The organism is Vibrio sp. D3 (genome assembly GCF_043995865.1).
Lineage (GTDB): Bacteria > Pseudomonadota > Gammaproteobacteria > Enterobacterales > Vibrionaceae > Vibrio > Vibrio diabolicus.
In genome coordinates this window covers 1,830,912-1,853,861 of sequence record NZ_CP171887.1, presented here as the reverse complement: position 1 = coordinate 1,853,861, position 22,950 = coordinate 1,830,912, and the positions used below count along the sequence as shown (strand labels likewise).

The 22,950-nt window shown below is 40.0% G+C and carries 31 protein-coding genes; 29 read left to right on the top strand and 2 right to left on the bottom strand.

Features of this window, described 5'->3' with window-relative positions:
• Nucleotides 1-28: 28 nt before the first annotated feature.
• From ACHFJ9_RS16495 to ACHFJ9_RS16450, 10 genes are all read left to right on the top strand, one after another.
• Nucleotides 29-583 carry a hypothetical protein gene (locus ACHFJ9_RS16495; protein WP_053807654.1) on the top strand — a complete coding sequence of 185 codons (555 nt, stop codon included), beginning with the start codon at nucleotides 29-31 and terminating at the stop codon, nucleotides 581-583.
• Between the two features lie 357 nt (nucleotides 584-940).
• Nucleotides 941-1,423, top strand: a complete 483-nt coding sequence (locus ACHFJ9_RS16490; protein ID WP_053808630.1) for a hypothetical protein — start codon at nucleotides 941-943, stop codon at nucleotides 1,421-1,423.
• A 135-nt stretch (nucleotides 1,424-1,558) separates the two neighbouring features.
• Nucleotides 1,559-1,945: a hypothetical protein gene (locus ACHFJ9_RS16485; RefSeq protein WP_053808626.1), complete on the top strand. Its 387-nt coding sequence runs from the start codon at nucleotides 1,559-1,561 to the stop codon at nucleotides 1,943-1,945.
• 668 nt (nucleotides 1,946-2,613) lie between these two features.
• Nucleotides 2,614-3,222 carry a hypothetical protein gene (locus ACHFJ9_RS16480; RefSeq protein ID WP_395355544.1) on the top strand — a complete coding sequence of 203 codons (609 nt, stop codon included), beginning with the start codon at nucleotides 2,614-2,616 and terminating at the stop codon, nucleotides 3,220-3,222.
• 194 nt (nucleotides 3,223-3,416) lie between these two features.
• A complete protein-coding gene (locus ACHFJ9_RS16475) occupies nucleotides 3,417-3,725 on the top strand; it encodes a transposase (RefSeq protein WP_317397711.1) in 309 nt (102 codons plus the stop codon).
• Complete coding sequence (locus ACHFJ9_RS16470) at nucleotides 3,722-4,573, top strand: IS3 family transposase (protein WP_395355542.1); 852 nt, start codon at nucleotides 3,722-3,724, stop codon at nucleotides 4,571-4,573. Before ACHFJ9_RS16475 ends, ACHFJ9_RS16470 begins: the two co-directional genes overlap by 4 nt.
• Before the next feature lie 1,535 nt (nucleotides 4,574-6,108).
• Nucleotides 6,109-6,525 carry a hypothetical protein gene (locus tag ACHFJ9_RS16465; RefSeq protein WP_145473876.1) on the top strand — a complete coding sequence of 139 codons (417 nt, stop codon included), beginning with the start codon at nucleotides 6,109-6,111 and terminating at the stop codon, nucleotides 6,523-6,525.
• Between the two features lie 159 nt (nucleotides 6,526-6,684).
• Nucleotides 6,685-7,140: an NUDIX domain-containing protein gene (locus tag ACHFJ9_RS16460; protein WP_053807081.1), complete on the top strand. Its 456-nt coding sequence runs from the start codon at nucleotides 6,685-6,687 to the stop codon at nucleotides 7,138-7,140.
• A gap of 135 nt (nucleotides 7,141-7,275) precedes the next feature.
• Nucleotides 7,276-7,644, top strand: coding sequence for a VOC family protein (locus ACHFJ9_RS16455; RefSeq protein ID WP_053807082.1), 369 nt, complete (start codon nucleotides 7,276-7,278; stop codon nucleotides 7,642-7,644).
• 121 nt (nucleotides 7,645-7,765) lie between these two features.
• Nucleotides 7,766-8,497 carry an HNH endonuclease signature motif containing protein gene (locus ACHFJ9_RS16450; protein ID WP_053807083.1) on the top strand — a complete coding sequence of 244 codons (732 nt, stop codon included), beginning with the start codon at nucleotides 7,766-7,768 and terminating at the stop codon, nucleotides 8,495-8,497.
• Between the two features lie 687 nt (nucleotides 8,498-9,184).
• Here the strand turns inward: ACHFJ9_RS16450 and ACHFJ9_RS16445 are convergent.
• Together ACHFJ9_RS16445 and ACHFJ9_RS16440 are read right to left on the bottom strand one after the other, a co-directional pair.
• The gene (locus ACHFJ9_RS16445) at nucleotides 9,185-9,463 is read right to left on the bottom strand and encodes a type II toxin-antitoxin system RelE/ParE family toxin (RefSeq protein WP_395355538.1); all 279 of its coding nucleotides are present in this window, start codon (nucleotides 9,461-9,463) and stop codon (nucleotides 9,185-9,187) included.
• Nucleotides 9,460-9,744: a type II toxin-antitoxin system RelB/DinJ family antitoxin gene (locus ACHFJ9_RS16440; RefSeq protein ID WP_053807693.1), complete on the bottom strand. Its 285-nt coding sequence runs from the start codon at nucleotides 9,742-9,744 to the stop codon at nucleotides 9,460-9,462. Before ACHFJ9_RS16440 ends, ACHFJ9_RS16445 begins: the two co-directional genes overlap by 4 nt.
• A 206-nt stretch (nucleotides 9,745-9,950) precedes the next feature.
• On the opposite strand from ACHFJ9_RS16440, the gene ACHFJ9_RS16435 reads away from it, so the two are divergent.
• From ACHFJ9_RS16435 to ACHFJ9_RS16345, 19 genes are all read left to right on the top strand, one after another.
• Nucleotides 9,951-10,376 (top strand): hypothetical protein, encoded by a 426-nt coding sequence (locus ACHFJ9_RS16435; RefSeq protein WP_145531951.1) that lies wholly within the window; start codon nucleotides 9,951-9,953, stop codon nucleotides 10,374-10,376.
• Between the two features lie 189 nt (nucleotides 10,377-10,565).
• Nucleotides 10,566-11,066 carry a GNAT family N-acetyltransferase gene (locus ACHFJ9_RS16430; protein ID WP_025523622.1) on the top strand — a complete coding sequence of 167 codons (501 nt, stop codon included), beginning with the start codon at nucleotides 10,566-10,568 and terminating at the stop codon, nucleotides 11,064-11,066.
• 256 nt (nucleotides 11,067-11,322) lie between these two features.
• Entirely contained in the window at nucleotides 11,323-11,721 is a 399-nt protein-coding gene (locus ACHFJ9_RS16425; RefSeq protein WP_005483218.1) for a lysozyme inhibitor LprI family protein, read from the top strand.
• A gap of 632 nt (nucleotides 11,722-12,353) precedes the next feature.
• A complete protein-coding gene (locus ACHFJ9_RS16420) occupies nucleotides 12,354-12,629 on the top strand; it encodes a nuclear transport factor 2 family protein (protein ID WP_395355535.1) in 276 nt (91 codons plus the stop codon).
• 232 nt (nucleotides 12,630-12,861) lie between these two features.
• Complete coding sequence (locus tag ACHFJ9_RS16415) at nucleotides 12,862-13,269, top strand: hypothetical protein (protein ID WP_053809027.1); 408 nt, start codon at nucleotides 12,862-12,864, stop codon at nucleotides 13,267-13,269.
• A gap of 138 nt (nucleotides 13,270-13,407) precedes the next feature.
• Nucleotides 13,408-13,920 carry a hypothetical protein gene (locus ACHFJ9_RS16410; protein ID WP_053809026.1) on the top strand — a complete coding sequence of 171 codons (513 nt, stop codon included), beginning with the start codon at nucleotides 13,408-13,410 and terminating at the stop codon, nucleotides 13,918-13,920.
• A gap of 264 nt (nucleotides 13,921-14,184) precedes the next feature.
• Nucleotides 14,185-15,075, top strand: coding sequence for a hypothetical protein (locus ACHFJ9_RS16405; RefSeq protein WP_317422556.1), 891 nt, complete (start codon nucleotides 14,185-14,187; stop codon nucleotides 15,073-15,075).
• The gene (locus ACHFJ9_RS16400) at nucleotides 15,075-15,566 is read left to right on the top strand and encodes a hypothetical protein (protein ID WP_258640183.1); all 492 of its coding nucleotides are present in this window, start codon (nucleotides 15,075-15,077) and stop codon (nucleotides 15,564-15,566) included. The genes ACHFJ9_RS16405 and ACHFJ9_RS16400 overlap by 1 nt, the downstream gene beginning before the upstream one ends.
• Before the next feature lie 175 nt (nucleotides 15,567-15,741).
• A complete protein-coding gene (locus tag ACHFJ9_RS16395) occupies nucleotides 15,742-16,338 on the top strand; it encodes a glutathione S-transferase family protein (protein WP_395355532.1) in 597 nt (198 codons plus the stop codon).
• A gap of 146 nt (nucleotides 16,339-16,484) precedes the next feature.
• On the top strand, nucleotides 16,485-17,006 hold the full coding sequence (locus tag ACHFJ9_RS16390) for a GNAT family N-acetyltransferase (protein WP_395355530.1): 522 nt from the start codon (nucleotides 16,485-16,487) through the stop codon (nucleotides 17,004-17,006).
• Nucleotides 17,007-17,110: 104 nt separating this feature from the next.
• The gene (locus tag ACHFJ9_RS16385) at nucleotides 17,111-17,512 is read left to right on the top strand and encodes a DUF2007 domain-containing protein (protein ID WP_395355528.1); all 402 of its coding nucleotides are present in this window, start codon (nucleotides 17,111-17,113) and stop codon (nucleotides 17,510-17,512) included.
• A gap of 146 nt (nucleotides 17,513-17,658) precedes the next feature.
• Nucleotides 17,659-18,267 carry a pyridoxamine 5'-phosphate oxidase family protein gene (locus tag ACHFJ9_RS16380; RefSeq protein ID WP_395355526.1) on the top strand — a complete coding sequence of 203 codons (609 nt, stop codon included), beginning with the start codon at nucleotides 17,659-17,661 and terminating at the stop codon, nucleotides 18,265-18,267.
• A 223-nt stretch (nucleotides 18,268-18,490) separates the two neighbouring features.
• On the top strand, nucleotides 18,491-18,841 hold the full coding sequence (locus tag ACHFJ9_RS16375) for an RDD family protein (RefSeq protein WP_237285278.1): 351 nt from the start codon (nucleotides 18,491-18,493) through the stop codon (nucleotides 18,839-18,841).
• 448 nt (nucleotides 18,842-19,289) lie between these two features.
• Nucleotides 19,290-19,931 (top strand): alanyl-tRNA editing protein, encoded by a 642-nt coding sequence (locus tag ACHFJ9_RS16370; protein WP_048626488.1) that lies wholly within the window; start codon nucleotides 19,290-19,292, stop codon nucleotides 19,929-19,931.
• Between the two features lie 143 nt (nucleotides 19,932-20,074).
• Nucleotides 20,075-20,362, top strand: a complete 288-nt coding sequence (locus tag ACHFJ9_RS16365) for a putative quinol monooxygenase (protein WP_047009857.1) — start codon at nucleotides 20,075-20,077, stop codon at nucleotides 20,360-20,362.
• A gap of 143 nt (nucleotides 20,363-20,505) precedes the next feature.
• The gene (locus ACHFJ9_RS16360; RefSeq protein ID WP_047009856.1) at nucleotides 20,506-20,802 is read left to right on the top strand and encodes an antibiotic biosynthesis monooxygenase family protein; all 297 of its coding nucleotides are present in this window, start codon (nucleotides 20,506-20,508) and stop codon (nucleotides 20,800-20,802) included.
• Nucleotides 20,803-20,894: 92 nt separating this feature from the next.
• Nucleotides 20,895-21,500: an SDR family oxidoreductase gene (locus ACHFJ9_RS16355; protein ID WP_047009855.1), complete on the top strand. Its 606-nt coding sequence runs from the start codon at nucleotides 20,895-20,897 to the stop codon at nucleotides 21,498-21,500.
• Nucleotides 21,501-21,597: 97 nt separating this feature from the next.
• The gene (locus ACHFJ9_RS16350) at nucleotides 21,598-21,951 is read left to right on the top strand and encodes a DUF1428 domain-containing protein (protein ID WP_012841750.1); all 354 of its coding nucleotides are present in this window, start codon (nucleotides 21,598-21,600) and stop codon (nucleotides 21,949-21,951) included.
• A 317-nt stretch (nucleotides 21,952-22,268) separates the two neighbouring features.
• A complete protein-coding gene (locus tag ACHFJ9_RS16345; RefSeq protein ID WP_104971809.1) occupies nucleotides 22,269-22,895 on the top strand; it encodes a LysE family translocator in 627 nt (208 codons plus the stop codon).
• Nucleotides 22,896-22,950: the final 55 nt, after the last annotated feature.

Here is a 22,950-nt window from a genome sequence, read left to right as displayed (position 1 = left end):
AAGCCCTAAAATTATACATGGATGAGTGATGAGTAACGTAATTTCAGTTAGCAGTTTACCGTATAATTTGCCAAGTAATGAGCAAGAACAATTAAGAATATTAGCTAAAATAATCGGTTTTAAACCAGAACTACTTGTTGGGGCTGGAAAAGTAGAAGTAGATGCGATTTGTTCGATGATCTTGTATAGACATCTCAGTCAGAAGCAACGAGTAGATGCTATGAAACTGATACGAAGTGTTTCGAATAGAGCCTTAATGGGAAAACTAGTAACAGGAGCGCTAGACACTACTTTTGTTAACCCACAATATGGCATGTGGTCAATGACTGAGAAAGAGTTACAGTCTGATAAAGATTTTCATAGCTTTTTAGACAATTTCGCTAGTTATATAGGTATTGGTGCTTCAAGCCTTGGACTCAAAGACCTATACAAGGAATCTAAAGCTAGAGGTAAACTTGGCAGAGGTGGTTTAGCTATGCTTGTCATTTGGGGAGCTGTTGCGTTTAATAAGTCTGAATTAAAAAAAGTTAATACAGAGTTAGAAAATCGAAGTGTACGATTGGTTTCGGGGCTTCATCAATGATTTCAAATATTATTTCTTATGTGCTTGTCACTGTCTTCGCTATATGGTTGTGGAATGATGCTCCAGCTCAACATAGAGATAACCTGTTCTATGTGGCCGTAGTATGTTCTCAAATCGGTTTCTTTATTTATTCTCGAAAGTTAGAGAAACTTAAAAATAAGGTAGAAGACTTGGAAAATAAGCACTCTCTAGAAACAAAAAACTAACAAGGCATTTAAGAGTGATTCCCAACGCTTGGCATTTTTTATGTCATCGTTGGGTTTCGTGTTTAAGGCGTACAGGTTTCGTCTGGTGGTAGCGTTGCTCACACCTTAATGCGGCGTTATGGCGCAGGGCAAATTCAGCTAAGGGAACTAGATGTGTGACAAAGTTAAAGTAGCCTTGCAGTGGCTCAAACAGATCTTGGATGCAGAGGCTGTGGAGTATCAAATAGTAGGTGGATTAGCGGCAACTATTCATGGTGGAAGTCGGGAAATCGCAGATATAGATCTTTATATTCGAAACTCAGACGCAGACAAAGTGTTATCGCATGTAGCAAAATACATATCCAAACCGTTAACTCATTATGCCGAATATGGTTGGGATCTAGAGTATTTCCAATTGATTTACCAAAATCAAAAAATTGAAATCGGTTTGTCTGAACATACTAAGATACAATCACATCAAGATGGCTCTTGGCACCAGCTTGAAATCTATTTTTCAGAATCAGTTATTAAAGATTATCAAGGTATCGAGTTGCCAGTTATCCCAGTTCATCGTTTAGTCGAGTACAAGCGGATATTGGGTAGGGAAGTAGACCAAATTGACATACAAGAGCTAATGTTGAGTGGAGCGCCATAACAAACAATTTAAGAGTGATTCAGCACGCGTGGCATTTTTGCCATGCGTTGGCTTTCGGTGTTGAAGTGCTATGCGGCGGCTTGGTCAATGCGTGCTTCACACCTTAATTGGGCGTTATATGAAAGGAGATAGGTTATGACTCAGAATCAATCATCAGGAGCAGCTGCGAATGACTGGGGTAGGCAGACTGCTCGTATTATTGCAGAAAAGCTCGGCACTTCTATCTCGTCCAAAATCAGTAACGAATGCATCTATAAAGACAGTCATGTTGTCATTAAGTGTGCAAAGGTCGATACAGACAGTGTTGGTGTTACCTACAAAATGCTAGAACGACTGGATTTTGTAGTTGGTGCATTTCAACAAGAAAGTGGTAAATTCGAGTTGTTTCAGTTGCCAGTATCTATCTTCGACCGCCACATGCGAGCAACGGCTTCTAAGGGGGCTGCAAAAGGTAAAGTGGGCATCGTTCGCCAAACCGTGTTCGAAGAACAAGGTAAATATATAGGTTCAGTTACCATTTGAAGTTTCATATAACAAAGCATTTAAGAGTGATTCGCAACGCTTGGCGCTTTCGCTTCGCTCAAGTATAGCCAAGCGTCGCTCACACCTTAATGCGGCGTTAGTACGGGTTTGACATCAAAGGTCATAAGTTTTGGTGTTTATCTGTTTTATCGCTTGTATTTACACCTTTCAGTTAGTGGCTTTCACGTTCTTTCCGGTGGCACTATATGTGGAGTGTTCACTTTGATTTCACCGTTTAACGGCTTCTAACTCTTAGCCTATTTCTTTGGCGCTTCTTCATTTTCGTGTTGGCTTTTAAGAGAGCCTTGATTGCTTTTGGTGTGGCTGTTGAAGTACGAGGATAGAATCCTTTTCTAATTTGAAGCCAGTAAAAGTAGGGGAGTTCAGTGTGTTTTTCTTCTAGCCAACTTGCGTCTTTCAATCGGGGTAAAGTTTTGTAGCTGCCCGTCTCACTTCAGTGTTCAAAGCCTTTCATATCATGCCACTTTTCAATATCTTGGAGCGCATAAATAGAAGTAGCGCATGTACTAACAAATTGCTTAAGAGTGATTCGTAACGCGTGGCATTTTTACTTTGCGGTGGCTTATGATGATTAAGGCGCTGTGCGGTAGCTTTTGTATTGCGTTACTCACACCTTAGCAAGGCGTTATGTTTATTAGGAGAGTGTATTGAATCTATGCATAACTATAAGTGAAATAGACTGGTCATTAACCAAGGATGTATTTTCAATATTAGGTACCATCGGTGCACTTATTATTGGCACATTTGGTTTATTCACTTGGAGACGGCAGCTGCGAGGTACAAGCGAATATGAGCTCGCTAAAAAAGCAGTTTTCAAGACTTATGAAGTTCAGCAAGCCCTTCAAGCTGTCAGAAATCCAATGTTGTATCTGAGTAAAGAAGAGGTCGAGGCCGGACGTCGTCTTGAAGAGGAGCAGCGAATATATAATGAACGTATGACTTTGCTTTATGAGAAGTGGGCAGAACTACAAACAATACGTCTTGAAACAAAAGCAATATGGTCAGATAGCGCTCATAACTGTTTTAACGAAATTCAACAACGTATTGGAGATTTAAGAGGTGCTATTTGGCTACATTTCTGGATGAAAGGCGCTTATGCTGGTCCAGGGGCAACAGTTGATAATAATCCTGAGCGAGTTATTGAAAATGATAAGGTTGTGTATTTCGTTTCAGATGATGACGAATTCAGCCAAAAGATATTCAAGTCGGTAGAGAAAGTAGAATTATTCTTTGGCCCAAAAATTCGCGGTAAATAAACATAACAAACTGCTCAAGAGGGATTCACAACGCGTGGCATTTTTACTATGCGTTGATTTTAGTGATTAAGGTGGTATGCAGCGGCTTCGGTATTGCGTTGCTCACCCCTTAGCAGGGCGTTATGTGGCCGAGTACCCCACGTTTAGTAGACACTTTACTAAGTTAGATCTAGGGTCTAATTGAGAGGTGATTTATGGCTAAACATCGTAATCCAGCGTACACCGAAGAGTTCCGCAAAGAAGCAGTGCGCCTGGCCAGTCTTCCTGGCCGAACAGCAGTCTCCGTTGCTAAGGAGCTGGGCATCAGTGCCCAGCAGATCCGTAACTGGAAGCGCCAGTTCACACGCCTATCTGATAAACAGTTTAACACCTTCGACGGTGTCGATTATTCGAAGAAAGAGTCCGAAGAACTTCGAGCGCTAAGACGCGAGAACAAGCGTCTACGTGATGAGATGGAATTCCTAAAAAAGGTGTCGGCGTACTTCGCGAAGAACCAAGAGTGAAGTACGAGTATATCGAGAGCTATGTTGGGGAATACAAAATCACTCATATGTGCCACGCCTTGGACGTTTCGCCGAGTGGTTATTACAAATGGTTAAATCGAGAGCCGAGTGAGCGTTCAAAGCGGCGATGCCGCTTTGAACAGTTAGTCATGTGTACCTTTGCGAAGCACGGTGCTCGCTATGGTTCAGTTCGAATCACCGATGAGCTGAATCAAGCAGGCTATGCCTGCTGCGTCAACTATATTGCTGATATCATGAAAGAAAATGGTATCAAAGCACGCAATGGGATAGGGTTCAAATACACTAAGGATGTGGCAGCGATGACTAATGTGGCGGATAATTTGTTAAGAAGAGACTTCGAAGCAAAGAGCCCTAATCAGAAATGGGTGACTGACATTACATACATCTGGGTGAATAGCCGTTGGCTCTACCTAGCCACGGTACTAGATCTGCATTCGAGGCGTATTGTTGGTTGGTCGCTAGATACAACGATGACGGTTCAACTCATTACGAATGCACTGAAAATGGCGTTTAAGTCACGTAAGCCGCCTAAGGGCGTCATAATCCACTCAGACCGTGGTGTACAATATAGAGCCCATGATTATCAAGACTTCATGCGTAAGCATGGAGGTGTGCCGAGCATGAGCCGCAAAGGCAATTGTTGGGACAATGCCGTGATGGAGTCCTTCTACAGTCGACTGAAAGTCGAGCTGATATATGCAGAAGACTACCAAGATATAGAAGAAGCTCGAATGGGGATCTTCGAATATATCGAGATCTATTACAATCGAAATAGAAAGCACTCAGCGTTGGGCTATGTGAGTCCAGCTGAGTTCGAAAGTGTGTAGTTATGTTGTGTCCACTTTTCGTGGGGTACACCAGTGGCTTAGCACACTGATAAGGGCAATATACTTGCCCTTGTTATATTGGCTGGTTAATTTTTACAACCATTTTTCTCACATGTCACTTTGCTAGTAGTATTTGTCCAGTGACTAGGGTTTTCCTTTGTATTAAATCCACAACCGGTAGTTCCACCCTTTTGTCCTTTGTGTACAATGCTTGGCCCATCTGGTGGGGTGTGCTTCACAGGCATATTATATCCTTATTCAAATTGCCGTTATTGGCAGTAACAACATAGTTTAAAATTGCATCAAATATGACATCTGGTGCGTATTTTTTGCATATTTGAGATGTTAAACGACACTAATACACCACCACATAACAAAGCATTTAAGAGGGATTCACAACGCTTGGCAGTTTTGGTTTGAATTGGCTTTAGTGTTTACGGCACAATGGTTTAGGTCGGGTGGTTTGCGTTGTTCACCCCTTAATGCGGCGTTAGTACGGGTTTGACATCAAAGGTCATAAGTTTTGGTGTTTATATGTTTTGGCGCTTGTCTTTACACATTTCAGTTTGTACGTTCCACGTTCTTTCCGGTGGCACTATATGCGGAGTGTTTGCTTTGATTTCATCGTTTACAGCTTCTAACTCTTAGTCTATTTCTTTAGCGCTTCTTCATTTTCGTGGTGGCTTTTGAGAGAACCTTGATTACTTTTGGTGTGGCTGTTGAGTGACGAGGAAAGAATCCTTTTTTAATTTGAAGCTAGTGAATGTAGGGTAGTTCAGTGCGTTTTTCTTCTAGCCAACTTTCGTCTTTCAATCGGGGTAAAGTTTTGTAGCTGCCCGTCTCACTTCAGTGTTCAAAGCCTTTCATATCATGCCACTTTTCAATATCTTGGAGTGCACAAATAGAAGTAGCGCATGTACTAACAAATTGCTTAAGAGTGATTCGTAACGCGTGGCATTTTTACTATGCGGTGGCTTATGGTGATTAAGGCGCTGTGCGGTAGCTTTTGTATTGCGTTACTCACACCTTAGCAAGGCGTTAGGCGACATGAGATAAATGATAGAGTAGTGATAGTATCTTGGCGTGAATCTAGCTTCAGTTAATAGAAAAGGAGTGGATTAATGAATGGTAAAGCATTTAATAATTGGCAAAAATCGCGAAAGAAAGGATGTTTAAATTGGCTTTTCAGAACAACTTTCGTCACAGCCATTTTGTACATGATTTTTAATGTTATTTTCCTTTATCCATCTTCTGATGCGTCAAGCATTACGATTTTCTTATCGGACAATGCTCTTAATTACTCCATTTACACGATCGGGATGTTTTTCGCATTTTGGGCTATTTGGCTATACAACGAATCTTCGTATGAGAAAGAAGTTAAACGTAGAAATGTCGCCTAACAAACTGTTCAAGAGGGATTCGCAACGCGTGGTATTTCCACTATGCGTTAATTTTAGTGATTAAGGTGGTTTGCGGCGGCTTCGGTATTGCGTTGCTCACCCCTTAACAGGGCGTTATGCTCTCAGGAGGGAGTTGTGTATCTCAGGGAAAAAGATAAAGCTTTGAATAAAGGTGCAATTTTAATCGGCACTATAGGTATTATCGTTATTTCTATTGCATCAGGAAGCTTATTTGTAGCGCTAGGTTTGAGCTCGATAGCCGCAATTAGCTTATTGTTACAGCAAAAGCTTCCGGATAAAAATGGTCTTTACAGCATCGAGGTTCTAGGTGGGCGTATTAGTCTTAAACTGGGAAATAGCGCACTTTGGCATTTGAGTGTATGTGATGTTGAGTCCTATGATACGACTTACTCAAGGGACGGTGCAGTGATCAAAGAAATTACTTTAAAAACGGTGAACGATAGTTATGTCTTACCAAAACTAGATCGCTTTGAAACTACCGCAGTTTTGGATCTTGTAAGTCTTTTACAAACCCTAAAAGAACGAGCATAACAAATTGTTCAAGAGTGATTCGGCACGCGTGGCATTTTTACTATGCGTTAGTTTTAGTGGTTAAGGTGGTATGCGGAAGCATCGGTATTGCGTGCCTCACACCTTAACAAGGCGTTATGCCACTTTTACTTGACTTCTCATGGATGAGGATAGAATTATATGCAATATGGGATTCAGCATCACATAGAAGTTACGGCAAAAGCTGCCGGAGCTGTGATTTTTAATCAGCACAATGAAGTGTTATTGGTTCAAGAGCTAACCGGCTCAAAGAAAGGTCTATGGCATATACCGTCAGGCAGTGTTGAATCTACAGAGTTTCCTCAAGAGGCAGCGGTCAGGGAAATTGCAGAAGAAACGGGTTTAGAAGTTGCTTTAGAGAATTACTTAAATACCTATGCAGGACGTTTTGATGATGGTGAATTAGTATTACGTCATGTCTGGGTCACAGAAGTTAAAGACCAAGTCATATTGCCGAAATTCAACGATGAAATAGGTCGTGCAAAGTTCTTCTCGTTAGCTGAAGTGCGGGATTTGTATGCTCAATCGAAGTTGCGGATGCACCATACATTTTTAATGATCAATGATGCTTATGCACAGCGGAAAAAATTGGCATAACAAACTGTTCAAGAGGGATTCGCAACGCGTGGCATTTTATCATGCGTTGGTTTTAGTGTTTAAGGCTGTATGCGGCGACTTCGGTATTGCGTTGCTCACCCCTTAACAGGGCGTTAGGGCGCAAGGAGTAAAACGATGATTCATCACATAGATCATATTGTTCTCACAGTCTCCGACATAGAAAAATCAGTGGACTTTTATAAACGGGTTTTGTGCATGGAAGAAGTAACTTTTGCCAATGGCCGTAAGGCTGTAACGTTCGGAAATCAAAAGATTAACTTTCAGCTTCTTGGCCAAGAACCGCGAAATGTAGCTAATGTTGGTTCAGGTGATGTTTGCTTAATTTCAGATTGGCCGTTGACATCAGTGGTAAGCCATTTAGTCAAAGAAAATGTTAAAATTATTGAGGGTCCAGTTGAAAAATCAGGAGCTGTTGGTGCAATCCAATCGGTCTATTTTTTGGATCTTGATAAAAACTTAATAGAAGTCAGCGTGTATCGATAGGCTCTGCGCCCTAACAAACTGTTCAAGAGGGATTCGCAACGCGTGGCAGTTTCGCTTCGCTCAAGTATAGCCAAGCGCCGCTCACACCTTAATGCGGCGTTAGGCAACATAGGAGACACATGTGAAAATTTCAGATGAACAAGCTTTTGCTGCCTACGCTATTGCTAAAGCAGTGTTTAATAATGAAATAACAAAGTCTGAAGGTTCTAAAGTACTGAATATTAAGCACGACTTAAATAAAAATAGTGCCAATGACTTTATCTCCAACTATCAGCATCTTCGACTGGGCCAAGTGTTTAAAAGAAATCTTAAAACGTCTCATTTAGAGTATTTTTTGCTTAGTATCTCAAGAGATAATGGCTTGGACTCTTTAAAAATCGCCATAAGTTCTTTGGAACAGCATATCGAATATTGGGAAAAGTTAACGAAAACGAATGCATTATCAAAAAGAGAATTAGTGTCGCGTTTTAGCGAGTTATTGAACGCTCCGAATACAATAGAAAAATATCAGCAATCACTTAATGCTGAGGTGGCATTTGCTATGAGAATGTCGCCTGAAGAACGTAGACAAAAATTAAAGGCTTGTGAAAATAAACCACTGACCTACCAAGTGACATCTACGGTTTATGTTCGTAGTCCTATTGTAATAGCGGAAAGATTATATATAGCTCAAGGTAAATGTGAGGAATGTAAGCGCAATGCTCCTTTTATAAGGGCATCAAATGGTTCTCCATACCTTGAAGTGCACCATAAGAAGCCTCTTGCTGATGGCGGTAAAGATGTAATAGAGAATACAATTGCCCTATGTCCAAATTGCCATAGAGAGAAACACTATGGTGAAAATATTGCCTAACAAACGCTTCAAGACGGATTCGCAACGCTCGGCGGTTTTGGTTTGAATTGGCTTTTGTGTTTACGGTGTAATGGTTAAGTTTTGTGGTAACGTTGCTCACCACTTAAGCGGGCGTTAGGCGCAGTAAGAAAATTCTTGGGTTTAATCTCTTTTTATCCCTTTGGCAATTTGCCCCAGTTTCTCGGCAATCTGGCTTTATCGTCCCAAATTCCTGAATTATTCAACTCGAGAATTATTCTAAGGTTCGCGGGTTGCCTCATTAGGTTTTGTCGCCGGTTTGTTATCAGTTTCTTTGGCTCAAATCGCTTTAATTTTATCTGTCTGCGAAACGGTTTTATTGGCTTCGATTTCGCTCTGAAAGTTAGTCTTTCCAAATCCCAATTTACGTGCTGAAAAGCCAATTTCTTTGGTGGTTTGATTGCAGTGGGTTTCAGAGGCTTAGCCTCGTTAGCATTTGGGTTTTAATCAAATTCAGTGGGTTACGTGTACTTATTTTTCCAAAAGGTGGTTTCCTAAATCCAATTTCAACTAATTGTGTGAAGCGCCTAACAAGCAATTCAAGCGGACTGCTAACGCTTCGCGATTTCAGTTTAAACTGGGTTTCAGTGTTTAAGGCACAATGGTTTAAGTTGGGTGGTATTGCGTTGTTCGCACCTTAATGCGGCGTTAGTTCCCCAGAGGAAGCAATCAATCCGTAGGGAATTTTTGTTTCTGGTGGAGTACACGCATAACTCGGATGATATCGCCCTCAACCCAGTAAGAGACAATCATCGAAATCTCAGGAATGATGAGTAATCGTCCGCGGATGCCATCTCGTTGTACCCCCATTAAAGGCTGTTCAAGCAAGTTTTCTACTTTTGCTTCAATGAGGTTGTCAGTTTTTTCTGTAGCATCAGGGTTGAAGTCATAGAGAAACTCAAAGATCTTTTCGCGATCATTAAGTGACTCTTCTTCCCATAAAATCATTGCTTACCTCGATTACGGATTCTGGCTTTGCACTCTTCCATTCGAGACTTAGCCGTTTGGTGCTCAACGAAAACGGATTTTCCTGAGTCAAACTTCTCAAATGCTAGGTTTACTTGTTCAGTTAGCCATGCATCGTGAGATAATGTTTTTCTTTGTTGTTCAGCGAGTTGCTCAGTAAGTTCACGGCATGCGTCACTCAGAGTGCGACCTTGGCTCTCAGCCATTTGTTGAGCTAGGCGTTTTGTTTCTTCATCAACACGAAATTGAATTCTAGTGTCCATGATTTATTTCTTTGTTGGTGTGTGTACAAATGTTAGCACTAGGCTTTGAGATGGGCAACTAACAAACAATTTAAGAGTGATTCGGCACGCGTGGCATTTTTACTATGCGTTGGTTTAAGTGAATAAGGTGGTATGCGGGAGCATCGTATTGCGTGCCTCACACCTTAATTGGGCGTTATATTAATTTTTAAATTACGGAGAATAAAGTGACCTCTGACAATAGAGTTTTAGAAGTTCCTGAAACAGATAAAGTAAGCCTTTCATGGGCAATAAAAAATTTACCATTGAGCTGGTATGCCGTAGTCGCTTCAACTGTTATTGCGTCTTCTGGTGCTGGGTTTGCCCTGAAATCGAATATTGTGTCGAGTGCCGCTAGTTCTGACGCCAGCTTGATATCAAAACTTACCGAAGAGAACTACACGTTAAAGCAAGAACTACGAGAAGTGACAAGTTTACTTGAAGAGTTGAAGCCGTATAAAAAACAGAGTATTGAGCTTCAGTCTGAACTCAATAGCATCACAAAAGAAAATGAAAAATTGCAATCCGACTATTATCAAATGTACAAGAAAAACACATTGTTAAGTGCAGAGAAAGCGCTGATGGAACGAATTCGGAACGACGAAAAAAAATAATATAACAAGCAATTTAAGAGGGATTCACAACGCTCGGCATTTTTGCTTCTACTTCAAAACTAGTGTTTATGGCACAATGCTTTAGGTTTGCGTGGAGGCGTTGTTCACCCCTTAATTGGGCGTTAGTTGTTGCCGGAAATCTTGAACTCATGTACAAAGCAATTCCAATTACAATAGGAGTTAAGTTGCATGAGTTTAGTTGTACGTCAGGTGACTCTCGATGATGCTGAAGGCATTACAAATGTCCTCAATCCCATCATTATTGAAGGCTTATACACGGTATTGGACACAACCTTTACCCCTGAAGAAGAAAAAGAGTTTATTGCTCAATTTCCTGAGCGCGGTGTGTTTACAGTTGCGTTGTCCGGAAGTGACTCAACGGTTATTGGTTTCCAAAATATTGAGCCGTTCGCACAATACACAAAAGCTTTTGACCACGTAGGCATAATTGGTACGTTTGTCTGTGAAAATGCTCGTGGTCAAGGTGTTTCAAAAGAGCTTTTCAACTCGACATTCGAAGTTGCTAAGCAAAAGGGCTATGAAAAGCTATTTGCTTACGTCCGTAGTGATAATGAGCGAGCTTTGGCAGCTTATCTTAAACAAGGCTTTGAAATTGTAGGTACAGCTAAGAAGCATGCAAAAGTTCGTGGGGAATACGTAGACGAAGTCCTCATAGAGAAGTTTTTGTAGGTGTTGAGTAGCAAAAACTAACAAGGCATTTAAGAGTGATTCGGCACGCGTGGCATTTTTACTATGCGTTAGGTTTGGTGGTTAAGGTGGTATGCGGAAGCTTAGGTATTGCGTGCCTCACACCTTAACAAGGCGTTATATTAGTTCGTCAAGTCACAAAATATCAACTAGGTATTGATCGTATTATTGAGCCTAATTGTTGTCCGTGCTCCATCATATGTGTAACGTTGCTCTTATCATTACATATGGAGATTGTATGAAACAAGTATTCTTGCCTTTATTATTACTGACATCTTTTAGCTCATTTGCTCAAATTGAACACCCTATTGATGTTGAGCTAGAAGCATGTATATCCGACAACTCAAGCACCGCCGGTATAGGAAATTGCGGTAGCAAAGCTCACGAACAATGGGATGCAGAATTGAACTATTACTACAAAACGTTGATGAACGTTTTGGATAGTAATCAAAAGTCCAGTTTGCGAGAATCTCAACGCTCATGGATTAAATATCGTGACCTTGAAGTTGCCAATATCAAATCAATTTATGGTTCCAAGCGAGGGAGCATGTGGGGATTAACCGCCCTTTCAGATATAACTGAAATTACAAAAGAACGAGCCTTAGCTCTAAAAAAGTACTTCGAGAATATAAATTAATATAACAAAGCATTTAAGAGTGATTCCCAACGCTTGGCATTTTTGATGTCATCGTTGGGTTTTGCGTTTATGGTGGTATGGTTGATTTTTGTGGCAGCGTTGCTCACACCTTAATGCGGCGTTATGTGAACAAAATTGCGGTTCACGTCGAGTTTTTTGATATTTGATGCTAGATAGCGTCTGATTCGATCTTAATAATGTTTCAAAATGAAGTTTTGGAGCATGAGCGCAGTGAATGTAGTTTTAGTTCTATTAACGGTAAACCATTTTATTTACTTGTATTTTAATCATTTTATCGAAAATGTGGTGAGTAGTGGTGGGGGAGTCGGAGAGGCTTCACTATATGGATTAGCTTACGGATTTCTGATATTACCTTTTCAGTTTCTTTTAGAGTTGGCTTTATTTTCTGCTTTCTTATATCAAGTGTTAATAGTCCGTCAATGGCGTGCGAGTATATGGTACTGGTCTACTTTCTTGCTTACGTTGTTTTTGATTCTTGATATCGGATACTGACTTTAGCTTGTTCACATAACAAACGCTTCAAGACGGATTCGCAACACGTGGCATTTTTATTTTTACTATGCGTTAGGTTTTGTGTTTAAGGCGTTATGCGATATGAGGAAGTTGATAGTATGGAAAGCAATGTAGTTAAAGAAATAATTGAAGCAGAGGAGAAGTTAAAAACTTCAATGCTCAATTCAGATATGATTGCCTTGCAAGACTTATTGTCTGATGACTTGGTATTTGTTAATCACCTTGGTCATCGAACTTCCAAACAAGACGATATAGCACTGCATGGCTCTGGCTTACTAGCTATTAAGTCAATTCAACGCCATGATCTTCACGTAGTACCTCAGAAGAATGTCGTTTTGGTTTACCGTAAACGCGGAAATCAAAGGCAGTTATAATGGGGCTGTAGCAAACGGTGAGTTTGCATTTTCTCGTGTTTGGACAAAGCAAAAGGGGAACTGGCAGGTTATCTCTGCGCACTCAACAGTTATCGCATAACAAACTATTCAAGAGGGATTCGCAACGCGTGGCATTTTCACTATGCGTTGATTTTAGTGAGTAAGGTGGTTTGCGGCGGCTTTGGTATTGCGTTGCTCACCCCTTAACAGGGCGTTAGCTGTTTAAGGAAAAATGAGAAAATACGATAAGCCGCTATTCTGGCTGTATATAAAAACAAGAGACTCGTTGTTGTCATCTTTTAAGGGCTTTCTGGGAATGCTTTTAGTGTTGTTCGGGGCAGCAGTAGTTTTAGGTAATGAATCCCCCGAGAATGTCTGGATTTCGGTGGGAATCATTTTACTAGTATCTAGTCTTCCAGTCTCAATGGGCCTGATGATGGTAAAGCTCAAATTTAAGAGTTTTGCTGGATCAATACCTACAGCAGAAATAGCGTATTTTTTACAGCACGATGAAGGTGCAAACTTAGATAAAGCTGTGAGAGGTTTATTTTCGTTATACCTATCTTTTATGATTTACCTTTGGTTTACGATGGTAGCTATCGCAGCACTTGGTATGTTGGGAGCAAAGCTCGTGTTGTAAAACACAGCTAACAAAGCGTTTAAGAGGGATTTGGCACGCGTGGCATTTTTGCTATGCGTCGGTTTTAGTGTTTAAGGTGGTATGCAGAAGCCGTGGTATTGCGCTGCTCACCCCTTAACAGAGCTTTAGGCATATAAAATGAAGTATGAACTAATAGATATCAAGTGCCCAAATTGTGGCAATTTAGCAACATTCGAAGAACCATTTGAGTTCTGGTCAAAAATAGAAGCTAATGCTGATGATAATCGACAAACTCATAGGTGGGGAGGTTGGACAGTAGTGGAACGTTTTCCATCACAAGTATCTTGGAAGCCGCCATCGAGTTCAGGTCAGTATCTGAGAGGCGGTGGTAACACTGGAAAAGGAGGCTATCCACTATTAACTAATGGACTTGTACAATGTCAGAGTTGCCATGTGAATAATAAGCATGTGTTGCGTTGGCCTTCTGATGCTTATTGGCAATGGCCAATTAGAGGTGAACTACTGTGGGCATGGGATAAAGAGCATGCTCAATTAATTCTAAACTATGTAAAAACACGCATGAGACCGTCAAGGCACTCCTATAGTTTGCGCTATATCCGAACACACTTTTTGTCAGCAAAAGTACGAGATCTTGTAGTTCAAAAAATGGAACGTAGTATAAATGCCTAACAAACTGTTCAAGAGGGATTCGCAACACGTGGCATTTTCACTATGCGTTGGTTTAAGTGATTAAGGTGCTATGCGGCGGCTTTGGTATTGCGTTGCTCACCCTTTAACAGGGCGTTAGATGCTTGATAATAGTGGCTAGTTTGTTAATTACATTTACTATAGACATTTCTAGAAGTCTGTCGAATGTTGATTGACTCCTGTTGAAGATTGGAATTGCCTGAATAACATAGAATGTTACTGTTTTAAGTTTATGGGTATTTGTTGATGGTAGCTATCGAGAGTTCAGTTGGTGCTGGTGGAGTTAATAAGAAAAAAGATGTAAAAATTGTTCAGATTTTGCTAAACAGTCAAGCTAAGGCAGGAAAGCTAATAACCGATGGATTGTGTGGTTCAAAGACAATCGGGGCAATACTTTCTTATCAAAGAACTATAATGCCAGGTTGGAAGCCTGATGGTAGAGTTGATCCGAATGGAAGAACTTTTCGCGAGCTGTTAATGTATGTGCCTAAAAAAGAAAAGGAAAAACTTAGTAGTCCATTAATTGTTCGCAATATAAATGTTGAAGTAGAGTCAAGAAACAAGTTGTCAACTACAGACTATTCTGTTAGCTATAAACCATCACTCCCTAGCGATAAAAGGTTAGTAAGTAGTTATTCTATTAATGTTATTAGGTTGGCATTAGCACAAGCTGGAATGAAGTGTGCGGTAATAACTAGTACATTAAGATTTCCTGAAGAGCAAGCGTCAATAATGTATAGAAATGCTAGAATTGATTTGAAAAAACAAAAACAGTTATATGGTAAAAATGGTGATGCTGTTCTTGATGTTTATAGTAGTAATTCAAAAAAAGATAAACATGAAGTTATAAGATTAATGAAAGAAAAAATAGAACTGTTAGCTAGAGATGGTAAAAAGGTTTCAAAGCATTGCACAACTGTTGAAGACTATAAAAAATACAATGTTATTGATATCGGTGTTAATTCTACAAGAGCAGCTAATAGTGAAATTTTTTCTATTAAAAAGTTTACTGCTGTTTTGAAAGCATTAACAGAAGACGGATATATCAATAAGTTCATTGATGAAACAGGAAAGTCAAATAAATGTTGGCATATAGAAGTTGTCCCTAATGCAAAAAAAATTACGAGGTTTGATTGATGAAAGTATCCAGTTGCATACTATTTTTTTGCTTGGCTTTAATTCCATTTTACTCAAGTGCCTGTGATGAAATCTATTTCATGCCATTGATAAAAGGATCTTCTGCATTTTATGTCTATGAGGGGATTGATACAGATAGTGATGAGAAAATAATAAGGCACTATTATACTTTTAGTGATGGAGACCAGTTAATATTTGAAAATAAATATTGTCTAATGAATAACTATGTGGTTAATTATCAATCAGAAAAACTAAATTTAGATAAGCTAAAGTTACGAGTTGGTTTAATACTAGATGGTATTAAAGATAAACATCAATTAACAGTTAGCCCAGACTTTTTTTCAATATGGTTCTATGATAGTGAAAAACTTGAACTTGTGGTTGATTCAAAATTCTCGAGTATAGAAGTATCTGGAAAACGGGAATATAGTAAAAATTCGGTGTTACATGAAATGATTAGTCTATATGTTGGTGTTGGGGGGGAGCCATAGGGGCATCGTTGGTGCGCATGTAACAAAGCATTTAAGAGTGATTCCCAACGCTTGGCATTTTCAGTTCAAGGTTGGGTTTCGTGTTTAAGGCAAAATCGTTTAGTTTGGGTGGTAGCGTAGTTCATGCCTTAACTGCGCGTTATGCGCTTTTACGAATTGAAACATGGAGAGTGTGATGGTTGTATATGGAGATTTACAGTCAGGTAACTGCTTAAAAGTAAAATTACTATTGTCATTCCTTGGCATTGAGCACCAATGGAAATACGTTAATATCTTAGATAACGAGACTAAAACAACAGAATTTTTAGCCCTCAATCCAAATGGTAAAATCCCGACAGTCGTTTTAGATAACGGTCGAGCACTCTGTGAGTCCAATGCAATATTGGGGTACTTTGCAGAAGATACACCTTATCTACCTAAGGACAGTTATCAAAAAGCAAAAATGTACGAATGGCTTTTCTTTGAGCAATACTCACATGAGCCTTATATTGCAGTAGCGCGTTTTATTCAGAAGTATCAAGGTATGCCGGAGCACCGTCTAGAAGAATATAAATCACTACAATCAGGCGGCCATAAAGCATTACAAATCATGGAGCTACAGCTGTCAAAAACTAAGTTCTTAGTTGGTGATAATATTTCTATTGCTGATATCGCACTGTATGCTTATACCCATGTCGCAGATGAGGGTGGTTTTAACCTAGAAACTTACCCAAATATCGAGCGTTGGATTGGGGTAATTCGCAAGTTGGACGGTTATGTAGGTATGTATTAACCACGCGCATAACATAGCGTTTAAGAACGATTCGCAACGCGTGGCATTTTAACTATGCGTTGAGCTCAGTGATTAAGGCAGCATGCGGGAGTTTCGGTGTTGTGTTGATCACCCTTTAACAGGTCATTAGCCCTCAAAGGTCAAATATGGATATTTACCCAGAAATAGAGTTATCTAAAGCGCAGCATAATGCAATTGAAGCTCTGAGAAACAAGTCGTTTCCTGAACATCAGGTTGCTCGTTCTTACTATAAGCAACTCCCACATATGAGAGTTTTGAAGTACGAAGGTGATCACTTAGTTGGTTACATGGGATTAGACTACAGAGTTGTTCGCGTCGGTGATGAAATTTATAAAGTATTAGGTGTGAGTGATTTTTGTGTCGAGAGCAAACTTCAAAGGCAAGGTATTGGCACAACAATGTTGTCTCAACTCAGCGAGTATGCGTCAAATAAAGATGTCGACTTCATCATTTTAGTCTCCGATTTGGATCATTTTTATGTGGCTAATGGTTATGTGCGCCTTAACTCTCTAAGTTCTTGGTTGCGAGTTCATGAACATAAAAATTACGGTGTTGCTATAGAGCAAGTCGATGATTTATATGTTAAACCTATCAGCGGCAAAACTTGGGCTGTTGGTCATATAGATTGGTTAGGGTATATGTACTAGTCTGTAGTGGGCTACTAAACTGTTTGAAAAGAAACGCTACACGTGGCGCTTTCAATTCGCGTAGCTTATACCTTACGAGAGCGTTTTTCCACAAGGAGTAATATGTGATTGTAGTAGCAAGGTTTTCTTTTCCTCATGAAGCTCATATTGCGAGAGCAAGCCTAGATAGTGTCGGAATAGAAAGCCACATTGCTGACGAGCACACGGTGAATACTCAGTGGCTTTATTCAAATGCAATGGGTGGCGTTCGTCTGATGGTGGCCGAAAGTGATGCAGAAGACGCGAAACAAATACTTAGCAGTGATTTCTCAGAATCATTAGAAAATGAACTTGCCATTGATGTAGGAAAAGATGTTTGCCCTAACTGTGGTAGTAAAGAGCTATATACATTTACAAAAGGTAAGCGTCCAGCTTTCTTAGTCTTTATTTTACTGGGTTTTCCATTGTTCTTTTACAAGCATGGTTACAAGTGTAAGCAGTGTGGGGAATTCAGTGAAAGGCTTTAATTTAAGTCGTTAGATAACAAAGCGTTGAAGAGATAATTTGCACGCGTAGCATTTTTACTTTGCGTTAGGTTGAGTGGCTATGCAGAAGTCAGAGTTCTGCTTACTTCCAAGCAAAGCATTATACGATAGTGAAGGGACAACATTGAATGAGTGAAATTAAAACAATAGAGCAGTTAAAAGAGATTTACGCAGAGCCAAGTGCGAGAGCTAAAAATAAAGCGTTGCCTGCCCTGGATGTTCATGCGATGACATTAATTAATAATTGCCATTTTGCAGTTCTAAGTACCACCGATACACAAGGCTATACCGATCTCTCTCCGAAAGGAGGGGAGCCTGGCTTCGTAAAAGTTTTAGATGAATCAACATTGTTGCTCCCTGATAGCTCGGGGAATAATCGTATAGATAGTCTAAAAAATATCATTAGTAACCCCAAAGTTGGGTTGTTATTGATGGTAAATGGTATTGATGAAGTACTCCGTATTAAAGGAATTGCAAGTATTCACACAGACTCCAAATTGATATCTGCTTGCCCCGATGGAAGTAAAGCTCCTAAGGTTGTTATCAAAATAGTCATCGAGAGTATGTACTTTCATTGTGCGAAAGCTGTGATGAGAGGGAAACTTTGGTCTGATGACTATAAAGTCAATCGCTCAATTCTCCCTTCATTAGCTCAAATCTTTAAAGAGCAACAAAAGTTAGAAAATAAAGCGCTTAATCAAGAAGAGATGTTGAAATATTACCAATCCAGTCTTTAGAGCGAGTGTAGTAAAGTGTTTAAAAGGGAGAAAAATGCTTGGCTCTTTAGGTTTGACCTGCTGTACGGCACTATAGGTTAGTTTTTGTGGGGATGTTACTCATCCCATAACGTTAGTCCACAAATAAATAATTGTTAGTCCAAATTTTAAAATAGAAAATGTAGAAGACTTTACTCTAGAAAATTACGTTTTGGTTAGTCCGGGAATTAGGTGTGTTGGACAAATGATTGACTTTTTTGTCAGTTTTAGCATTTTTACACTCGTTTTGTGGGGCGGCTTAGAAATCGGTATTGAAAAGGAACTTGTTCGCGCTACAGCAGTAACAGCGGCTGTATCGTATTACCTTTTTTCTGATAGTTTCCCAAATGGTCAAAGTGTGGGCAAAAAACTTTTGGGCATTGCAGTTATAAGTGCAAGAACGGGTAAAAGGTGCAATATTTTTCAGTCACTTTTTAGAAATATTATTACTCCATTCTTCGGTTTTATTGACTCAATTTTCATTCTTGGTAAAAAGAGGCAACGGCTCGGTGATATGTTAGTGAGAACAGTGGTGGTAGTTCACCAGCTTGTTTAAAAATTGACAGCGCTGGGGGCTTGGGTTCAAGTCGGGCTTTGTTTTCAGGGTGGAACAGCTTCGCTTAGGTGGTGGCCTTGCTCACACCTCAATTCGGTGTTACGCAATCAGAATCAGTACGTAATTATGAATAAAGAGCATTCCGAAGCTTTCATTTTGGAGATTGATAAGGTTTTAGCCCCGAGCGGTTTCAAGTTTATCAAATCTAGACGAGTATGGCAGCGCTGGGAAGGAATGGAGTCGTATCAGATTCCGCAATTTATGGGTTGTTAGCTAACCCTCTGGATAGCGCTTAATATCCAGCCTTAAAAGCATCTAATAGGTACGCATGAATATGGCCTGCTCGTGCTCTATACCCAGCTTTACACTTGACGTTGAGGTTTCTCGGATTGACTTGGCAGACACTAAATGTACTATCAAGGACAGGACTTACTGCAAGGATAGCAGCATGAGCGAAAAATTATTCTGGGTTAATCCCTACCAAACAGAACTTAACTCAAGAGTGACCAATGTAGACGGAAATAAAGTTGAATTGGACCAGACTATCTTCTTTGCGGAGTCTGGAGGCCAAGAGAGTGATAAAGGAACGATTAATGGTATTCCGGTTTTGATTGCTCAAAAGTTAGGTGTTCGACTTATTTACACATTGGAATCCTCTCCAAATTTTACTCTTGGTGACACTGTAACTACGTGTATTGATTGGAAGCGTAGATACGCCTTAATGAAGCTACACTTTGCTGCCGAAGTGGTGCTCGAGATGTTTTATCAGCGTCGAGAAGGCATTGTTAAGATAGGCGCGCATATTTCTGAAAATAAGAGCCGCATAGATTTCGAGTGGTCTGAAAGTATTGGTCCGTTATTGAAAGCAATTGAAACTGATGTGCAAGATTTGATTAACTCTGATTCAGTTATTATTAGTGACTTTTCCGATCAAGAGAGTGAAAGAAGGTATTGGAGAGTGGATGGGTTTGCGCAAGTACCTTGCGGTGGCACTCATTTAAAGCGCACATCAGAAGTCGGCCAAATTCAACTAAAACGCAAGAACATCGGTAAAGGCAAAGAAAGGGTTGAGATAACCTTATGCTCGTAAGTCGATAGGGCATTCGAAATAGATTCCTAACACGTGGCATTTTAGTTCATGGTGAGATTCACATTTGCGATATGATAATTGAGATTGAGGGCGCGTTGGCTACTTCTTAATGCAACGCTACACGATAGGGGTGGGAGGATGATATGTCGAAGGTAGCATTGAAAGGCTTTATTTTAGTTCCGGAAAAGGATTTAGAATTAGTAAAGCATGAGTTAATAACTCACAAAAGGCTCACGCTAGAAGAGCCGGGCTGCCTTACTTTTCTTGTGACTCAAAGCCCGACTAATCCTTTTCGTTTTGATGTCTATGAGGAGTTCGTCGACAAAGCCTCTTTTAAACAACATCAGGAAAGAGTTCAAGCATCACATTGGGGAAAAGTAACAGCCAATGTTAAACGTCAATACCAAATCTTTGAATATGTGCATGACTAATCGCCTCGGAGTGTCTTAGAGCGTTTACTCTTTGTTTTTCAGGTGCCTCTACGCTCTACTATGTTGCTTTATTCATCTATTAATCTGGCTTAGGGTGTTTGATATTTTGCCGTATTAAATCTAGAAATTTTACTGGAAGTGTTATGTTTAGAGTTGTGTATGAATGGCGTGTGCCAAGTGAAAAAATGGATGAGTTTCAAAATATATGGCGTTCAACGACAGATTCAATTCATCAGTCAGTAGATGGGGCGTTTGGTAGTTTTATGCTTCGTTCTTATGATGTACCAGAAAAGGTTTTAACTATTGCCAAGTGGCGAACACGTGAAGACTGGGAGCGGTTTTGGGGAACTAATAACCCAGAAAAAATGAAGAAGATGAGTGAAATTGCAGAGCGTATTTCAGTTGAATCATTCGATGAAATTGAAGATAGAACTAAGTAGGGCCAGAGGCAAACAATAGAAACGTTAAAGTGATGCCTAATGCACAGTTTGGCGGATAATATGAAAGACAACCTTAACCAAGGAATAGGGTTATGCAGATTTTAATTGTTGGAGGTAGCAAGGGTCTAGGAAGGTTCTTGGCTACGAACTTACAGGGTACAGAAACTTATACTATTTCTAGATCAAAGCTAGTTGAGGATGGGGTAGTTTCTGTTCGTATTGATGTTAGTCCGGAGAAAAAACCAGATTACACGTGCTTCAAAGGTGTAAAGTTTGACATCATAGTTTATTTGGCGTCGATGTGGGGAGAGTCTTCAAAATTGACAACAAACGAACTGATTGAGTTTATGAATGTTGGTCCGATTGGGTATCTTAATTTAGTCAATGAACTTAACGCTTTAGGTTCACTTAACGATAAATGCAATATTGTATCTATTGGATCTACAGCAGAGCTTTCAGAAAATAGTGAGTACCCTGCATTCAGCCTCAGTAAAAGATTACTCAAAGATATTTCTAGCCAGCTTCAAAACGTTTATCGTGATTACCGCTTTACTCACTTTACAATAGGTGGGATCGGGCATGCAGAAGAGGAACGTATTGAGTATTCGAGCGTTTTGGAAATTATAAATACGCTAACTAAGCTAGATCCAAACACATACCTTTCAAATATGCATATAAAGTCCAAGCTAGGAATGTAGCTCTCAAGCTGTATTACGTACCTGCTTCTATGATTTGGCATCATGTGCATTCTTTTTATTGAGCTATGGTTATAACTCCAATGAAAGGAGTTTACTTATGTCATACATTGATGGGTTTGTCGCTGCAGTACCGACAGCGAATAAAGAAAAGTATATCGCACACGCAAAAATAGCAGCAGAAATGTTCAGGGAGTTTGGGGCCTTAAAGGTTATTGAGACGTGGGGAAGTGAAGTTCCAGATGGTGAGATCACATCGTTTCCCATGGCAGTTAAAGCTGAAAGCAACGAAACCGTTGTGTTTTCATGGGTAGTCTGGCCTTCAAAAGAAGTGCGAGACTCAGGGTGGCAGCGGATCATGGGTGATCCTCGAATGAGTCCTGAGAATAACCCAATGCCCTTTGATGGAAAGCGTCTCATTTATGGTGGATTTGATGTTATTTTGGAGCAGTAAAATATCAGAGAATCCCCAGCTTGATTCGTGACACTTGGTGCTTTAATCAGGATTACGCTTCTGATGTACATTCAATAAAGTATTCCGCGATAAGGGTTGATAAAACTTCATGTGGAGGCTTAGAGTAAAAATGGAAGGGATAAATTATTCACTGATTGTCGTATCAGCTATAGCTAGCCCCGGGCCTGCGACTCTTACGACAGCAGGCACGTCAATGAGCCACGGTCGACGCTTTGGTAATCAAGGGAAACCTGGGCGTTGCATTACTTGTAGTTCGATGAGATGTTATCCCGCAAGAAGTTAATCTGGAGAAAAGAATGGATTCAAATTCACTATTACTATTTGTTGTCGCTTGTCTCGCGATCAACATGATTCCTGGGCCTGATGTAATTTATATTGTTTCCAATACAATGAAAGGTAAGTTATCTGCTGGGCTGAAAGCGGCTTTGGGGCTTGGTGTTGGTTACTTTTTTCATACATTAGCGGCATGTTTAGGTTTGTCAGCAATAATTCTGAGTTCAGCTTTGGCTTTTAGCGTTGTTAAATGGTTAGGGGCTGCTTACCTGGTTTATTTAGGTGTTCAGTCGTTACTGTCCATGTGGCGTGGAGAAAGTAAAATCGTTGAAAACAAAAACGTTGATAATAATAAAAATGTGTTTGTTCAGGGTGTTATCGTCAGCGTCTTGAATCCAAAAGTAGCGTTATTCTTCCTATCATTTCTGCCTCAATTTATTGATACGTCTGCAAGCTCAACATCAATGCAATTATTAGTACTTGGCTTGCTGTTCAGCGCACTTGCGACGACATGTAACGTTTTGTACGCATCTGTGGGTAATTGGGTATTTAGTCGTCCACACTCTCAACGTTATTCAAGAACTCTTGAAGGTGTTTCAGGTATTCTACTTATCAGTCTAGCGAGTAAAGTGGCATTTAGTGATCGTTAGATACAGGGCGTTTTATTCTCGTGATTATTATATGGCTAATGTTTGCTCAATCTAT

Excerpts from the sequence above, each read along its gene's own strand:
- ACHFJ9_RS16430 (WP_025523622.1), top strand. The coding sequence starts at position 10,566 with ATGAGTTTAGTTGTACGTCAGGTGACTCTCGATGATGCTGAAGGCATT.
- ACHFJ9_RS16345 (WP_104971809.1), top strand. The coding sequence starts at position 22,269 with ATGGATTCAAATTCACTATTACTATTTGTTGTCGCTTGTCTCGCGATC.
- ACHFJ9_RS16475 (WP_317397711.1), top strand. The coding sequence starts at position 3,417 with ATGGCTAAACATCGTAATCCAGCGTACACCGAAGAGTTCCGCAAAGAA.
- ACHFJ9_RS16390 (WP_395355530.1), top strand. The coding sequence starts at position 16,485 with ATGGATATTTACCCAGAAATAGAGTTATCTAAAGCGCAGCATAATGCA.
- ACHFJ9_RS16415 (WP_053809027.1), top strand. The coding sequence starts at position 12,862 with ATGAGAAAATACGATAAGCCGCTATTCTGGCTGTATATAAAAACAAGA.
- ACHFJ9_RS16400 (WP_258640183.1), top strand. The coding sequence starts at position 15,075 with ATGAAAGTATCCAGTTGCATACTATTTTTTTGCTTGGCTTTAATTCCA.
- ACHFJ9_RS16425 (WP_005483218.1), top strand. The coding sequence starts at position 11,323 with ATGAAACAAGTATTCTTGCCTTTATTATTACTGACATCTTTTAGCTCA.
- ACHFJ9_RS16360 (WP_047009856.1), top strand. The coding sequence starts at position 20,506 with ATGTTTAGAGTTGTGTATGAATGGCGTGTGCCAAGTGAAAAAATGGAT.
- ACHFJ9_RS16365 (WP_047009857.1), top strand. The coding sequence starts at position 20,075 with ATGTCGAAGGTAGCATTGAAAGGCTTTATTTTAGTTCCGGAAAAGGAT.
- ACHFJ9_RS16495 (WP_053807654.1), top strand. The coding sequence starts at position 29 with ATGAGTAACGTAATTTCAGTTAGCAGTTTACCGTATAATTTGCCAAGT.
- ACHFJ9_RS16405 (WP_317422556.1), top strand. The coding sequence starts at position 14,185 with ATGGTAGCTATCGAGAGTTCAGTTGGTGCTGGTGGAGTTAATAAGAAA.
- ACHFJ9_RS16460 (WP_053807081.1), top strand. The coding sequence starts at position 6,685 with ATGCAATATGGGATTCAGCATCACATAGAAGTTACGGCAAAAGCTGCC.
- ACHFJ9_RS16370 (WP_048626488.1), top strand. The coding sequence starts at position 19,290 with ATGAGCGAAAAATTATTCTGGGTTAATCCCTACCAAACAGAACTTAAC.
- ACHFJ9_RS16490 (WP_053808630.1), top strand. The coding sequence starts at position 941 with ATGTGTGACAAAGTTAAAGTAGCCTTGCAGTGGCTCAAACAGATCTTG.
- ACHFJ9_RS16485 (WP_053808626.1), top strand. The coding sequence starts at position 1,559 with ATGACTCAGAATCAATCATCAGGAGCAGCTGCGAATGACTGGGGTAGG.
- ACHFJ9_RS16420 (WP_395355535.1), top strand. The coding sequence starts at position 12,354 with ATGGAAAGCAATGTAGTTAAAGAAATAATTGAAGCAGAGGAGAAGTTA.
- ACHFJ9_RS16375 (WP_237285278.1), top strand. The coding sequence starts at position 18,491 with ATGATTGACTTTTTTGTCAGTTTTAGCATTTTTACACTCGTTTTGTGG.
- ACHFJ9_RS16440 (WP_053807693.1), bottom strand. The coding sequence starts at position 9,744 with ATGGACACTAGAATTCAATTTCGTGTTGATGAAGAAACAAAACGCCTA.
- ACHFJ9_RS16445 (WP_395355538.1), bottom strand. The coding sequence starts at position 9,463 with ATGATTTTATGGGAAGAAGAGTCACTTAATGATCGCGAAAAGATCTTT.
- ACHFJ9_RS16355 (WP_047009855.1), top strand. The coding sequence starts at position 20,895 with ATGCAGATTTTAATTGTTGGAGGTAGCAAGGGTCTAGGAAGGTTCTTG.
- ACHFJ9_RS16410 (WP_053809026.1), top strand. The coding sequence starts at position 13,408 with ATGAAGTATGAACTAATAGATATCAAGTGCCCAAATTGTGGCAATTTA.
- ACHFJ9_RS16380 (WP_395355526.1), top strand. The coding sequence starts at position 17,659 with ATGAGTGAAATTAAAACAATAGAGCAGTTAAAAGAGATTTACGCAGAG.
- ACHFJ9_RS16395 (WP_395355532.1), top strand. The coding sequence starts at position 15,742 with ATGGTTGTATATGGAGATTTACAGTCAGGTAACTGCTTAAAAGTAAAA.
- ACHFJ9_RS16455 (WP_053807082.1), top strand. The coding sequence starts at position 7,276 with ATGATTCATCACATAGATCATATTGTTCTCACAGTCTCCGACATAGAA.
- ACHFJ9_RS16350 (WP_012841750.1), top strand. The coding sequence starts at position 21,598 with ATGTCATACATTGATGGGTTTGTCGCTGCAGTACCGACAGCGAATAAA.